This window comes from Pontiella desulfatans (genome assembly GCF_900890425.1).
GTDB classification, from domain to species: domain Bacteria; phylum Verrucomicrobiota; class Kiritimatiellia; order Kiritimatiellales; family Pontiellaceae; genus Pontiella; species Pontiella desulfatans.
The window spans coordinates 577,307-591,757 of the sequence record NZ_CAAHFG010000001.1 but is presented as its reverse complement, the minus strand read 5'-3'; the positions used below and the strand labels follow the sequence as shown (position 1 = coordinate 591,757).

The window sequence follows — 14,451 nt, the reverse complement described above, 5'->3', positions numbered from 1 at the left end:
GAGCAGTTGTGAACATTTAACCTTCAATGTTAGTCCTCTGAACAAGGATCACATCGGGCCATGAAAAAACCGTTTCAACCACTGAAGTTCCAGACTCCGTTCTATGAGGAAGACCGTCCGGTGTTCCCGGATTCGCCGTCGCGCATCACCCCCTACATCCTCCATAACATGAAAAACTGGACGTGGGAGGTGGAAGTCCAGGTGCTGACGCTTCAGTATGTGATGGGCGGCCGCATCCGCTATGCATTGAACGGCCAAACCCATGAAGCAACCAAGGGGACCTGCTTTCTGTTCCTGCCGGGGCAGCGACTCTCCGGCCATGCCCTCGACGACAAACCGGTCACGATGTTTGCGGCCCATTTTGCGGAACTGCCGGCAACCGAAGCCTCCGGCGAACTCATCCACACCCCGATCCGCGAGGTCAGCCTTTTCGAGGAAGTGGCCGCATACGCGGTCAAACGCAGGCAGAAGGACGATGAACGTTCAACCCGGCACACGGAAACCGCATTGCTACAATTATACCACCTCCTGGAGCAAAACCTGGCCTGCGGGCCGGTGGGCGCAGTCCAGCAGAAGGTGGAGGAGCTGATTGAAAACATCAAACACGATCCCGGCCGCGACTGGCGGGTGGAGGTCATGTGCGATTCAACCGGACTCTCCCGCTCCCAGCTGACCCGCTGGTTCAACCGCATCACCGGCAATGCCCCAAACCGCTACGTGATTGAGCATCGCATCGCCCAGGCCGTCCAGATGCTGGGAACGTCCAACTGCCCGATCACCGAAATCGCCGACTCGCTGGGCTACCGCGACGTCCCGTTCTTCATCCGGCAGTTCAGGAAGGAAACCGGCATGTCCCCCGGATCCCTGCGGAAATGAGCATGCGACAATAGTGCAACTTTTGGAAAAATATTACGCTTAGCAAAGCGAACATTCCCATGGTAGACCGTTCATCATGAAAACAGAAAAAAGCAGATCCACCCTCTCACGTCGCAGTTCCCTCAAGGCGGGGTTGCTGACCGGAAGCGCGCTTGCGTTCCCGGCCATTGTCCCCTCCAAGGTGCTCGGCGCGGAAGCCCCTTCCAACCTCCTTGCGATGGGTTTTATTGGAGTCGGCAACCAAGGCACCCAGGTCAACATGAAGAGCTTCCTTCAGGAAAAGGATTGCCGGGTGGTGGCCGTCTGCGATGTCAAAGCCAAGAACCAGGCCAACGCCCAGAACATCGTCAACGCGCATTATGGAGAGCAAGGCTGCGCCGGCATCCCCGACTTCCGCGATCTGCTCGCCCGCAAAGACATCGATGCCGTCTGCATTTCCACCCCCGACCACTGGCACGTGCCGCTCTCCATTCTCTCCATGAAAGCCGGCAAGCATGTCATCAGCGAAAAGCCAACCCTCACCATTGCCGAAGGCCGCGAACTGGTGAACGTGCAGAAGCAAACCGGTAAGGTCTTCACCGTCGGCCTCGAAGACCGCGCGGTGATTCACTACTACAAACTGGCCGAAGCCGTCCGCAACGGCGCGATCGGCGACCTGATCAAAATCGATGTGGGGCTGCCCTATAAATCCTGGTCCTATCCGAACCTGCCCGAAACCCCTGTTCCGGCAGACATCAACTATCCGATGTGGCTGGGGCCGGCCCCATACAAGCCCTACACGGCGAACCGCACCGACCCCCAGGCCTGGCGCCAGCAGGATGCCTTTGCGGCCGGCGTGCTGACGGACTGGGGCATGCACCTCTGCGATACCGCCCAAGTGGCCAACTTTTCGGAACGCACCAGCGCCGTGAAGGTGGAACCCATCAAACACATCACCCCGAAAGATTCGATGAACGATGTGCCGAACTATTTTGACCTGAAATTCACGTATGCAAACGGGGTCACCATGAATGTGATTTCCTCCCAGCCGCGCATCATGTTCTACGGCACCAAAGGCTGGTGCGGCTGCGATGGATGGCGCGGACAGCTGATGGCGCACGACAAGAAGATCCTGAAGGGCACCTACGAAGACAGCAAAATCTGGAACATGCCGCCGTATGAGCAGCGCAATTTCCTCGATGTAGTCCTGAAGGGTGCGAAGCCGAACTATGATGCCGAAGACCTGCATCGCCTCAGCACCACCCTGCTCACCGGCTCCATCGCGATGAAGCTCGACCGTACCGTCAAATGGGATCCGGCAACCGAAGAGTTCCCCGGCGATGCCGAGGCCAACGCGCTGCGCTCCCGCAAGGCATCCACCGATTGGATGAACGCATAGTTCTTTTTGACAGGATTACAGGAGGAACTGGATGAATATAATCCTTAAGATCCTGTTATCCCGTCTAAACAAAATACAATTGAGGTACGTCATGAAACGATGGATCATCCATACTGCACTGCTGATTTCATCCGCAACATTGGCCGAAGAAGGATTCCATACATACAAAAGTCCGGGCGTGACCTGGACGCCTAAAATTCCCGGACAAAAATGGATCGTCCACCAGGTCGACCGGCCGCAGCCACCGCGCGTCATTCCCGGTGAATACACGGGGATGGCTCCGGCGCCATCCGATGCGATCGTCCTGTTCGGAGGCACCTCGCTGGAAAAGTTTGCTCCGAACAAATGCACGATCGAGCATGGCGCGATCCGGCTCGCCGGCGGCCTTTCAACCCAAGACGCCTTCGGCGACTGCCAGCTGCACATTGAGTGGCGGGCTCCAACGGAGATCAACACAAACAAGATCAACAATTCCGGCAACAGCGGAATTTTCCTGATGGGAAAATATGAACTGCAGGTTTTCGATTCCTACTCCGTTGAACTCTATGCCGACGGTTCCGCGGCGGCGGTCTATGGACAGACCCCGCCCCTGTTCAACGCCTGCCGCAAACCCGGCGAATGGCAGAGCTACGACATCCATTTCACGGCGCCGGTGTTCAACGGCGGTGAGCTGGTTAAGCCGGCTCGCATCTCGGTCATCCACAACGGCGTGTTCGTCCATATCAACACGGAAATCACCGGGCCAACCAAGCACAACCAGGTGCTCCCCTACGAAGTGCACGAAGCTAAACGCCCCTTCTTCCTCCAAGGGCACGGCAGCCCGGTGGAATACCGCAACATCTGGATCCGGGATCTGGCTCCCGCAGGCATATAATTCAACCACAGAGCGCCTGGAGCAGCGGTGCCGCAACCAAATTATTTGAAGCTACAGATGAACACCGAAGACACGGATTTTTTACCACAGAGATCTCAGAGACACAGAGCATCCTAACCCTCTGTGCCTCAGAGTCCTCTAGCGCAGCGGGTGGTAAAAAAAATTGCCAGGAAAACAAGAAATTGACGGATAGTTGTACGGAGACACAGAGAAACCGGAAACTCAGTGCCTCTGTGTCCTCTAGCGCAGCGGGTGGTAAAAAGGGAACTAGAATCCATGACTTAAAGAGAACGATTCTTATGTGTGCTGGACGGAGAAATCCCGGACTGTGTTCCGGTAACGGTCATATAGGCCCCGGAAACCAAAGGCCGGCCACTTCCGGAAGAATAAATTCCTAGCCCGCAGCGTTAAGTGGCAGACTGATTATCCCCTCATTGCCCGAGGAGAAATGCCGAAGGCTTTACGGACGCATTTATTGAAATACTGCAGGTCGGTGAAGCCGCAATCGATGGCGACGGATTTGACGGGTTGATCGGTCTCGGTTAAGAGGTGCCGCGCTTTGGTCATGCGCCGCTGCTGGATATATTCGGTGATCGTGCAGTCCTGATGCTCCTTGAAGAGTCGAACAAGATAGGGATGCGAAACGCCCGCAAGCCCAATCAGCTCCGCAACACTGAGTTTCGCCGCAAGGTTGAGTTCAATATACTGGAGGCATTTTTCCAGCGCAGGATGCAGCGCATTTTCCCGTTGCTGAACCCGTTGTCCCATCCGTTCTGCATCCAGCAATACATCCCAAAGTTTGATGTCCGCCGCAAACGGGCTGGCCGCATGAAGATGAAGTATTTTCCGGAAGGCTTCCGAAAACTCAGGATAGAGCGCTCCGGACGGCATCATGGCCGGCAGGGTCCGGGGCGGTCTGCTCCCTCCGCCCATATAAAAATGGCAGGCCAGATGAACGCCGGTTCCATATACGGCATAGGTCACGGTTTTTCCGGGAGGGATGAACCCGATGTCGCCCGGGTGCACATCGAGACACCCCTCCTCCATGGTCAGCGTCCCCTCAAAGTCGTACAGATGAAGGCACCACAGGTTCGGCAGGCAATAGATCCTGTTGTGGTGTTCTTCCGAGATTCCGGTGCCGATGTAATGACAGGTCGGTTTTTCAGCCAGATTGATATGCCAGAATAGATTTTCCATTTCAGTTAATATAAATACCACCTGATTAATGGATATCAACTTCTACATGGGAATTATAAGCGCTATAACCAATCTGACATAATATAAATACCACCCGGCCAAAGGAGTTCCATAATGGGCATGACATCTAAGGAACGCGTTCGCGCGGCATTTGAACACAAGACGCCCGACCGGGTTCCCTGTTTTTTGAAGGGCGTCGATGTGGCCTACGGAAAACTGATGAAGCATTTCGGGGTGGATTCGTATGAAGCGGTTCACGATAAAATGGATATTGATGTCTGGAATCTATGGGCCCCCTATATCGGGCCGGAGCTTCCGGTTCAGAAAACCGCGGACGGGCACGATGAATTTACCCACGAATTCGGTTATCGGTATATCATGCATTGGAACGGCGCTGAGTATAATGCCCACACCACCTACTATCCCCTTCAGGAAACCGAAACCATTGAGCAGCTCGATGCCTGGACCTGGCCGAACCCGGATCATTTTGACTATGAAGCCGTGGCCCGAGAATGCGGAAAGCATGAAAACCGCGCGCTACGCATCGGCTGGCCGGGTGTCTATCAGTTTGTCACCAATCTGGTGGATGCGGAGAAGCTCTACATCGATATGGCCACGGAACCGGAATATGCCCAGCACCTCTTCGACAAGATGGTGGAATTTGAACTGGAATACTATGGCCGCATGTTTGAGGCCGCCGACGGACGGATCGATATCCTCTGCGTCTGCGACGACTACGGCACCCAGAACGGCATGCTCTTCAGCAACGACATGTGGAATCAGTTCTTCGCAAAGAACACCAAACGTTTGGCCGACCTCGCACATCGGCACGGCGCCTTCTATCTGCAACACTCCTGCGGCGCGGTTCGTCCAATCATTGGAAATTTAATCGACTGCGGTGTAGACGGGCTCGATCCCATTCAGAAGGTCGCCGGCATGGAACCCGAAGGGTTGAAGGCCGACTTCGGCGACCAACTCTGCTTCCACGGCGGCATCGACACGCAGGATCTGCTGCCGCACGGCACCCCTGCCGCAGTGACCGCCGAAGCCGAACGCTTCATCGAAACGCTCAACAAAAACGGCGGCTACATCCTCGGCCCGAGCCAGGATTTCGAAGGGGATGTCCCGGTGGAAAATATCCTGGCGCTCTACGCCGCGCGCAGGATCTAATTTCTAGCCCTTGAACTTTAGTCTTCTAAAACCCAACCTCGAATGAGAACATGAACATCATGAATAAGAGAGCGTTTATTAAGGTTTCAGGTGCAGCAGGGGTTTCGCTTCCGCTGTTCAGCATTGGTGCACCCAAGGCAACGGCGATTGAAGAACTGCGGGTGGGTTGCATCGGCATGGGCCGCATGATGTACTGGCATGTGAACGGGCTGATGGCGCGGACCAAGCTGGTTGCGGTGTGCGACGTGGATAAAACCCGCCGTGAAGCCGAGCAGGCTCGTGTGAATGAAAACTATGGCAACAAGGAGTGCGCTGCCTATAACGACTATCGTGAACTATTGGCGCGCGATGATATTGATGCGGTCTGCATCGCCACGCCCGATCACTGGCACGCTCAGATCACGATCGATGCAGCAAGGGCGGGTAAGCATATCTACTGCGAAAAACCGCTCACCCACGATATCGACGAATCGATCCGGGTGATGGAAGAGGTTCAGAAGGCCGGGGTCGTGCTGCAGACCGGATCGCAGCAGCGTGGCATGCAGGAATTCCGCGTGGCGGCCGAGCTGGCACGCAATGAAATTGCAGGAAAGGTGCTCAGCATCAAATCCGATTTCTGGGGGCCGGGGCGTCCGTTTGATTTGCCGGAAGAAGAGATGGAGCCGGGGCTGGACTGGAACATGTGGTGCGGGCCTGCTCCATTGAATCACTATAATTCACAACTGAGCCCGCGTGGTGTCCATGAAAAATTCCCTATGGGCTGGCGTCAGACCATTGAATACGGTGGCGGGGGCATCTGTGACATGGGTGCGCACCATCTCGATATTATTCAGATGGCATTGGGCATGGATAAGTCCGGTCCAATCAAAGCGTTGCCGCCGGAAGGTGGCGGAAATGATTACGGGGCCAAACTGGTTTATCAAGGAGGACTTGAGGTCACTCGCGAAAAAGGATTCATGGTGGACTTCATCTGCGAAAACGGCCGCATTCAGGCCAGCCGCGGACAATTCCAGTTCGAGATCGACGGAAAGGTTGTTCATAAATTTCTGGAACCGTCCGATGGATCGCTGGCCCGCGAAGTGGTGCTGACCGAACGCGAATATTTGGAGCATGCGAAAATCCGTTTCCCGCAACAGAAAAAAGGCGGTCACACCCAGAACTTCCTCGATGCCATCGTCAACGGCACACAGCCGATGGTTCCGGTGGAAGCGGGGGCGCGTTCCGCCATCTGCTGCCATCTGATGAATCTCTCCTACCGACACCAGCAAGAAATCGGTTGGGACCCAAAGGGGTTAATGTTTACTTCCGACGTTCCGTCCGAATGGATGAAAGGGGCGCGGCGAGACTATGAAGCTTAACTTGATGATCAAGGCGATCATAGGAATCGCCTGTTTGTCTGTGCTGAGTAGTCGTGGGACTGGGCCGCCGGTAACGGTGACGGTTCATCTGTTGGACGAACAGGTGCTTGGCGACTCATCGGAGCTGGACCGCAGCAAGTTCTTCAATGTGCACAGCAGCTATACCGGCGGAGCCTTGACCGAGGCGGATCTGGAGCAGCTGAAAGCGCTGCATGTCGGATTCGGGCGCGCGTTCGATGGACCATTCAGCGGACATCAAATGGGAACGCCATATCCGGATACGGAAACGATCAAGGCTCGCGCGCCGGGCGTGATTGCCAGGGCCAAGGCCGATCCCCTATTCGCCTATCGCACCCCCCGCCGCATTGTAACGAGTGAGGCGCGGGCCACCTTTAATATGGAGGATGATCCAGCGGCAATGGCCCGGTATGCGTCCGATGTTCTTGAATACAATTACGAGGATGATTTCCGGCCCGACTTTTATTCCCCCATATCGATTCCCTTTGTGGCCGCCGGGAGATACGGCGAAGATCAGGCCGCCGTTCGGGCCCGCATGACTGAGGTGATTGCCGAGATCGGGAAGGAGATCGACCGACGCGGGCTTTCGACGCAAGTGATCGGCTATACCAGCGCATGGCCAATGATGCATTTCTGGGATTTCGGCCATTGGGAATCGCGCATGAAAATGTTTATGGATGTGGCCGGGCCGCACATCGATGCCATCGACTTTTTATTTATGGATGCAACGCACACGCAGCAGGCCGGCAGCCGGCGCAGCGGCAGCCGGGTTGAGGCGCTGATGGATCTGGTCGAAACCTATGGGTCCATGAAATGGGGAAAACCGAAACCCTTTGCCATCAGCGAATACGGCGATGTTTCATCCGGTTGGCCTGAGGGCGACACCTATTCCCCGGCCCGTGCTTCGGCCGAGTTGAATTCATATAATCATTTTCTATTCTCCCTGCTCGGCCGCCAGGACCGCCTGTTGATTGCGGTGCCATTCATCACCACCAAAAGCCCGTGGTATTACAATAACCCGAAGAACCAGGGACAACCCTTCTCCGCCGATCTCTGGCGGCCGGATCCTGAAAGTATGGTGGACGGCAAACCGACCCGCTTTCTGGAAACCGAAAAAATGGAGTTCTATCGCCTGTGGCGCGACGTCAAGGGGCAGCGGGTACACACCGGTTCAAGCGATCCCGACATCTCGGCCTTCGCTTTCGCCGACGGAGCTGATGCCTTTATCTGTCTGAACAACTTTGAAGATAAACAGCGTGACGTTTCTATCCAGCTACCTGATGGACTTCCGGAAATAAAATCCGTCGAACTCAAACGCATGTATATTCCGAAACAACAGGCCGTATTGTACACCAACAAAAAAGTCGCATCACTCCCGAGCCATTTGGTGATGCAACCGCACGAAACCATTGTGTTGCATGTGACCTATTCCGCGCCGCTGGTTCCTCAGCGCTCGGTGAAGACAACAATCTACTACAGTTCCTCCTATCTTCAGCCGATTGTCGCGGATCAGAATATTTCCTTCCATATTAACGGCGTGAATGCAAATGAATCCTCGACGGGCACCCTGCGCATTGGGCTCGCCCGCGAACACGACTTAAGCAAAACACCCCGGCTGACCATTAACGGACAACCCGTTGAGTTTCCCAATGATTGGATGGGCTCCGATCAGGCCAACCGGAAAGGCGGGTTCTTTGGAGCCATGCCGGTTCCCCTGCCCGCCGGCCTGATTCGGACAGACAACGAAATCAACCTCACCTTCCCCGATGATGGCGGACGGGTGAGCACCGTGGTCTTGGAAGTTTATTCAGCTCCATTCTAAACAGGACTTGAGCCTTATTTTTTTATCCGGATGTTCGGCTTCACGTAGGTGTTGTTTTCGAAAACGGTCGATTCGTGTCCGCCGTGGTCGCGAATGCCTTCGATACTGGAACTTTCAAACATGGCGTTCTGCGCAACCACGCAGCCGGTCAGGTTTTTGACGATGATCCCGTATAGCGGGTCGGCATCCTTGTAGTCATGCTCCCCACGGTCGAACCACCCCCACAAGGTGTTGCCGGTAACGACGGTGCCCTTGCAGTCTTCCAGATGAATCTGGCAGCTCAATTCGCCCTCGCAATCCACTCCGTTGGTGCGGATCTTGGATCCGGTAATGGTGTTGGCCGTCGAATCGATCATCATGATTCCGGGGCCGAAATTATGGTCGATCGAACACCCGTTGATCTGCATGGAGTTTGATTTATTCAGAACAATGCCGCCCGCGCGGTTCCACTCGATCCGGTTGGCCGTCAGCATCACCGATGCGCTTCCAAAAAACCCGATGGCCTTCTTTTCTTTTTCCTCCATGCCTTTCGGCGCCTCGCCTCCAGCATAAAAACCGGCGCCGGCATTGGCCGTCAGCATGGTATCCATCACCCAACCGTCATATCCGCCGGTGCAGTCGATCCCGTGTTCGCCGTTCCACATGACCAGGCAGCGGCGGACGGCGAACACCCAGGCCTTCTCCAGCCGAATGCCGGAACCGGTGAAATGGTTGATCCGGCAATCCTCAACCACCAGGTGCAGCTCGCACCCGGTATGGCGGGCATAGATGCCATGCATCGATTCGCCCTGCTTATTTCCATCCAAGGTCAGGCCGATGATGCGCGTTCCGCGCGTATCGTGGCAATCAAGCAAGGCCCGGGCGTTGCCGGAGAGCGCCTTGAGCGTCGTGCGTCCCTCGAAGTCCGGATCCTTCTTTCCCTTGTTTTCATAGCCCCAGTTGGAGTCGCCCCGCAGCGCAATATGCGAAGGAACCTTGACCGGGTGGATGCAGTAGGTGCCAGTCGGGAACCAGATGGTTCCATTCCCGGACGTTGCCTGCTCCATTGCTTTCAGCAATGCGGGGGTGTCATCGCTCTTGCCATCCCCCTTGGCCCCGAAATCCTTAATGTTCAGATATACAGCAGAAGGAAGTTCCGCGCTCATTTCATGCTCTCCTTTTGAAGCCGCTGACCAACAGGACAAGAGCACGGCCCCGGCTATTACTATGTTTGATTTCCATTTCATCATGCGTGCGGCCTATGGGTTTAATTTAAAAACATATGCATGGGCTGGCGTTATGCTTTGCGGAATGCTCACACGCAGTCCGTCGGCTTCCTGCACCCATTTGATCCCGCCGTCATAACCGAGTAGCGAAACGGTTTTTATTGCGTCTGTACCGCGCACCACCTTCATCAACAGAGACCCCTCCGGCTTGTCCAAAACGATGGCATAAACCGTCCGGTTATCTTTCGTGCGGGTGTAGCGGATATCTTCGGCGGTATAGTGCAGGTTTTTCAGAAAGCCCTTCGATTCCTTGATAACGGTGGGGCCTTCGCCTGCCGTATGCCATGGACGGGTGCCGTATATCGCTTCACCGTTGACCTTCAACCAGGTACCAACCGTGCGCAGAATCTGTTTCTCTTCCTCGGGGATCACGCCATCCGACGTCGGGCCGACATTCAGCAGCAGGCATCCGTTCTTGCTGACAATGTCCGCGAGAATATCGATGACATCGTTGGCGGTCTTCACGCCCGGTCGGCCCGAATGGAACCAACCCGGCGCAACGGTATCATCCGTCAACCAGGGTTTTTCCTGCAGATCCTTTACCCGGCCTTTCTCGTAGTCGACGATCGCGCCGGGCAGATACGGCGAATAGCTTTTGACCGTCGTCGCCACTTCCTTCTCTTCGCTCAGACCGTGGTTGTAGTAATCGGCCAGAAAGGAATACATCATGTCATCCGGAATATCGCGCGTGCCCATGTCCAGCCAGATCATGTCCGGGCTGTATTTTTCGATGTATTCATCCAGCAGACCGCGCCACCATTTCTTGAAACGCGGCGACAACGGATCGCCGTATTGATGCGGTTCAAAATAGAGATCCACAAATTCCGGATCCGCACCGTCGTGGCGGTAGGACGGCAGAAAATAGCGCCAGGTATGGCTGTGGTGGAACGAGGCGATATATTTCATGCCGCGCCTGCGGATTTCACGTTCAAGTTGATTCGACGGATCAAAGCCGGCCTGCTGCTGCGCGCACCACCGCGTCACCTGGCTGTCCCACATCGCATAGCCATCGTGATGAATCGCCACCGGCCCGGCAAAGCGGGCCCCGGCTTCCTGAAACAGCTCCGCCCATTCCGCCGCATCGAACGATTTCGGCTGAAAGGTTTTCAGCAGATCTTTCCAACCGAACGCGGAGGGATCGCCGTATTTTTTAACATGCTCGGTATAGGCCCAGTGCGGGCCGGTGTTGACTTCCGTCGGCTCCCCCTGCCGTTTGCCCTCTCCACTGCTTCGCTCGATCGAGACATCCGCATACATGAAGAAGGGATACCACCCGACGCCGGCGATCTCATTTCCCATCGTGGTCGGCGTCCAGTGGGTATAGATCCCGAACTTGGCATCCTTAAACCACTCCGGTGCCTGATGTTGATCCAGGGATTGGAAGTTTGCCTCAAATGCAGCGGCGGCACTCCCGACCGCCAGTACCCCGGCCCCGATGGCAAATGCTTTTTTCACGAACGTTCTCCCGCATCCCGATGCTCCGGATTTTCTACCGGCATGTTGGCATCCACATCCTTCAGCCATTTTTTAAATTTGCGCTTCAGACGCTCGGCCAGCTCGGGGTTTCGCGCGGCGAGATCCTGTTTTTCACTCGGATCATTTTTCAGGTTATAGAGCTCGACCGAGTCGTCGTCATACCAGTTGAGCAACTTGAAATCCCCTTGAATGATCGCGCCGCCGAGCCGGTTCTTCGCATGCCAGGCATAGTTCGGGTAGTGGAAGTAGACGGCGTCGCGCTGCATGCCGCCCGTGCCGGCCAGAACAGGAACCATGCTCTCGCCGTCGAGGATCTGATCCGGCCCGACCGCAATGCCGGCCGCCTCCATGAAGGTCGGGAAAAAGTCGAGGTGCGTTACGCGCTCCTCGCTGACGCTCCCCGGCTTAACCTTTCCCGGCCAGCGCACGATGAGCGGAATGCGCAGGCCGCCCTCAAAAAGCCAGCTCTTTGTCCCGCGCAGCGGGGGATGGTCGGTGACCCCGTAATTAAAGCCGCCGTTGTCGGAAGTCAGCATCACGAGCGTGTTGTCCCGCAGTCCGAGCTCATCGATTTTTTGCAGCAGGCGACCGAGCACGTTGTCGGCCGCCTCGACCATGCCGGCATAGACCGGATTGCCGACCTTCGCGCCCGCCTGCTTGCGGGCCTTGTATTTATCGGTCAGTTCCTGCGTGGTTTCGATCGGTGAATGGACGGTATAGTTCCACATCGCGATCAGGAAGGGCTTGTCCTTGTTGGCTTCCATGTAGGCCACCGCTTCATTGGCGAGACGCTCGGGCAGGTATTCGCCTTCGGGGCCGTTCGGGAGGTAGGGGTTTTTATACGGCGAAAACCATCCGCCGGGCGGGCCGCCATTGCCATTGCCGCCGACGTTGTTTTCAAACCCCTGGTTATCCGGCTGGGTGCGTTCGTCGACCACCCGGTTGCTGGCGTCGGGCTTCTGGCGCGACAAATGCCACTTGCCAAAAAAGCCGCAGGAGTAGCCGTTGTCGCGCAGCTTCTCGGCAAAGGTGACGGTTTCCGGCGGAAGCGCCGTCACCTCAGGCGCGTTGAGCAGAATGGGATTCTCGGGCGCGAAGTGCTGATTCGAAATATGGTTGGTCAGGTGCAGGCGCGCAGGCGCCTGCCCGCTGATCACCGCTGCGCGCGATGGCGTGCACACCGTCGATCCGGCATAGGCATTGCTGAAGAACATCCCCTCCTCCGCCAGCTTGTTCGCGTTCGGCGTGTCAACCGCCTTGTAGCCGTAGCAGTTGAGGTCGTACAGCCCCAGGTCGTCCACCATCACCATGACGATGTTAGGCTGCCTGATGTCCGATGCATACCCCGCACACCCAATGAAAACTGCCAGCGCCGCAACAATCCATTTCATGATTTTTTCTCCAAATGTTCGAGCATGATATTCCTCATGCGGATTTCAGATTTATATACTCACCTTCTATAGAGTGTCTTTTTACCCATGGTTCCCACCGGCCAGTCGTCGGTGCGGAACGGGGTGACCGGCAGGCTGTTGCGGTCGTAGAGATTGACCACCGGATTGTCCGCCCAGCCATAGCGCACCGCCACCGGTTCCGGAACTTTTTCCGACCAGACCTCGACCGTGTTTTTTCCAACCATCCTTGCTTCGGCCCAAACAAACGTTTTATCCGCACCGGCTATGGCAAAGCCCTTCACCTCGGGAACATCGAAGGCATAGAGGTGCGTGGCGACGTGGTCGAATGTTAAAACCGCTTTGCTCCCCTCGATTTCCATGGATTGGAAACGCGGACTCTCGGTGGCGATCTTGTAGCCATAGTCCTTGGCCAGCGCGTGGCGGACAAGGCGCGCCGCAGTCGTCTGCTTGTTGCGGTAGTGGATGTCGCGCGCTTCGCCGAGATCGATCACCACGGCTTCTCCAGTGTTTGGAAGCTGCAGCGCCATCGTCTGTGCCTCGCGCAGCTCGGCCCAGTAGCTCTCGCCCGGCTCCGGCTTCTCGTCGTTGTGGTCGGCCAGCTGAATCCAGTAAAACGGAAAGTCGCCCTGTCCCCACCATTCACGCCAGGAGTTGATCAGCAGCGGGAAGAGTGCACGGTATTCATAGGCGCGGCCAATGTTGCTCTCGCCCTGGCACCAGATGACGCCCTTCATGCCGTAGCCGATGGTCGGATGCAGCTTGCCGTTGTAGATGTTGGCCGGGCGCTTCTGCGCCGTGCGGACATCCACCGGCGGCCAACGCTTCGCCCCCGGCTTCCCGGCGGCGAGCCACTTTTCATATTCCACCGCATCGTTCGCCAGCGTCGCGTCGGTATACGTTGAAAGATATTCATCCCATTCGGCCAGGTATTCATCCTGTCCGGCCTCTTCGAGCACCTTACGCGGCAGCCACGCCTCCAGATCGGAACCGCCCCAGGCGTTGTAGATCAGCCCGACCGGCACCTTCAGCACCGTGTGCAGCTGCCGCCCGAACAGATAGCCCGGCGCGGTAAAACCCTTCACGTTCTCCGGCGTGCAGAGCTTCCATTGGGCGTCGATGTTGAACTGCGGCTCCTGCGTCCCGACATGCGGAACCTGCAGCAACCGGATATGCGGATAGTCGGCCGTAGCCACCTCCATGTCGGCATCGTTGATGTTGTCGATCGCCCACCCCATATTGGATTGTCCGGAGCACATCCACACCTCGCCGACGAGGACGTCGGTGATGGACACTTGAGACTGGACACTTGAAACCCGAAGAATCTGCGGCTTAGCATTCGCGGGCATGGCGCTCAGCTTTATGCGCCAGTCGCCTTGTGCATCGGCAACCGTTTCGTATTTCTGCCCGGCGAATTCCACCGTCACCCTTTCACCGGGATCGGCCTTGCCCCAGACTGGATTGGGCAGATTGCGCTGCAGCACCATGTGGTTGCTGAATAGATTCGGCAGCACCACTTCGGCCCGAGGCCCGGCCACCCCCGCACCCAGTACAAAGGCAACGACGCCCCATTTGAAAACCATGCTCTTCATCCTAGAAACGTAAATG

Annotated in this window: 11 protein-coding genes; 6 read left to right on the top strand and 5 right to left on the bottom strand. The window is 56.4% G+C overall.

Annotated elements, in window-relative coordinates:
- Positions 1-60 precede the first annotated feature (60 nt).
- From E9954_RS02255 to E9954_RS02245, 3 genes are all read left to right on the top strand, one after another.
- On the top strand, positions 61-876 hold the full coding sequence (locus E9954_RS02255; protein WP_136077621.1) for a helix-turn-helix transcriptional regulator: 816 nt from the start codon (positions 61-63) through the stop codon (positions 874-876).
- 76 nt (positions 877-952) lie between these two features.
- On the top strand, positions 953-2,254 hold the full coding sequence (locus E9954_RS02250; RefSeq protein ID WP_136077620.1) for a Gfo/Idh/MocA family protein: 1,302 nt from the start codon (positions 953-955) through the stop codon (positions 2,252-2,254).
- A gap of 91 nt (positions 2,255-2,345) precedes the next feature.
- Positions 2,346-3,128 (top strand): 3-keto-disaccharide hydrolase, encoded by a 783-nt coding sequence (locus E9954_RS02245; RefSeq protein ID WP_136077619.1) that lies wholly within the window; start codon positions 2,346-2,348, stop codon positions 3,126-3,128.
- A 423-nt stretch (positions 3,129-3,551) separates the two neighbouring features.
- Here the strand turns inward: E9954_RS02245 and E9954_RS02240 are convergent, their stop codons facing one another.
- On the bottom strand, positions 3,552-4,325 hold the full coding sequence (locus tag E9954_RS02240; RefSeq protein ID WP_136077618.1) for an AraC family transcriptional regulator: 774 nt from the start codon (positions 4,323-4,325) through the stop codon (positions 3,552-3,554).
- A 114-nt stretch (positions 4,326-4,439) separates the two neighbouring features.
- On the opposite strand from E9954_RS02240, the gene E9954_RS02235 reads away from it, so the two are divergent.
- From E9954_RS02235 to E9954_RS02225, 3 genes are read left to right on the top strand one after another with little or no spacing between them, the layout of a single operon-like run.
- Positions 4,440-5,495 carry a uroporphyrinogen decarboxylase family protein gene (locus E9954_RS02235; RefSeq protein WP_222847022.1) on the top strand — a complete coding sequence of 352 codons (1,056 nt, stop codon included), beginning with the start codon at positions 4,440-4,442 and terminating at the stop codon, positions 5,493-5,495.
- 59 nt (positions 5,496-5,554) lie between these two features.
- Complete coding sequence (locus tag E9954_RS02230) at positions 5,555-6,853, top strand: Gfo/Idh/MocA family protein (protein ID WP_136077617.1); 1,299 nt, start codon at positions 5,555-5,557, stop codon at positions 6,851-6,853.
- Positions 6,843-8,693: a hypothetical protein gene (locus tag E9954_RS02225; RefSeq protein WP_136077616.1), complete on the top strand. Its 1,851-nt coding sequence runs from the start codon at positions 6,843-6,845 to the stop codon at positions 8,691-8,693. Before E9954_RS02230 ends, E9954_RS02225 begins: the two co-directional genes overlap by 11 nt.
- 14 nt (positions 8,694-8,707) lie before the next feature.
- Here E9954_RS02225 and E9954_RS02220 read toward each other — a convergent pair whose 3' ends face one another.
- From E9954_RS02220 to E9954_RS02205, 4 genes are all read right to left on the bottom strand, one after another.
- Positions 8,708-9,838, bottom strand: a complete 1,131-nt coding sequence (locus E9954_RS02220) for a right-handed parallel beta-helix repeat-containing protein (RefSeq protein WP_168441894.1) — start codon at positions 9,836-9,838, stop codon at positions 8,708-8,710.
- A gap of 93 nt (positions 9,839-9,931) precedes the next feature.
- Positions 9,932-11,413, bottom strand: a complete 1,482-nt coding sequence (locus tag E9954_RS02215; RefSeq protein ID WP_222847021.1) for an alpha-L-fucosidase — start codon at positions 11,411-11,413, stop codon at positions 9,932-9,934.
- Positions 11,410-12,825 (bottom strand): sulfatase, encoded by a 1,416-nt coding sequence (locus E9954_RS02210; protein ID WP_136077613.1) that lies wholly within the window; start codon positions 12,823-12,825, stop codon positions 11,410-11,412. Before E9954_RS02210 ends, E9954_RS02215 begins: the two co-directional genes overlap by 4 nt.
- A gap of 59 nt (positions 12,826-12,884) precedes the next feature.
- Positions 12,885-14,426 (bottom strand): sialate O-acetylesterase, encoded by a 1,542-nt coding sequence (locus E9954_RS02205; protein WP_187357941.1) that lies wholly within the window; start codon positions 14,424-14,426, stop codon positions 12,885-12,887.
- Positions 14,427-14,451: the final 25 nt, after the last annotated feature.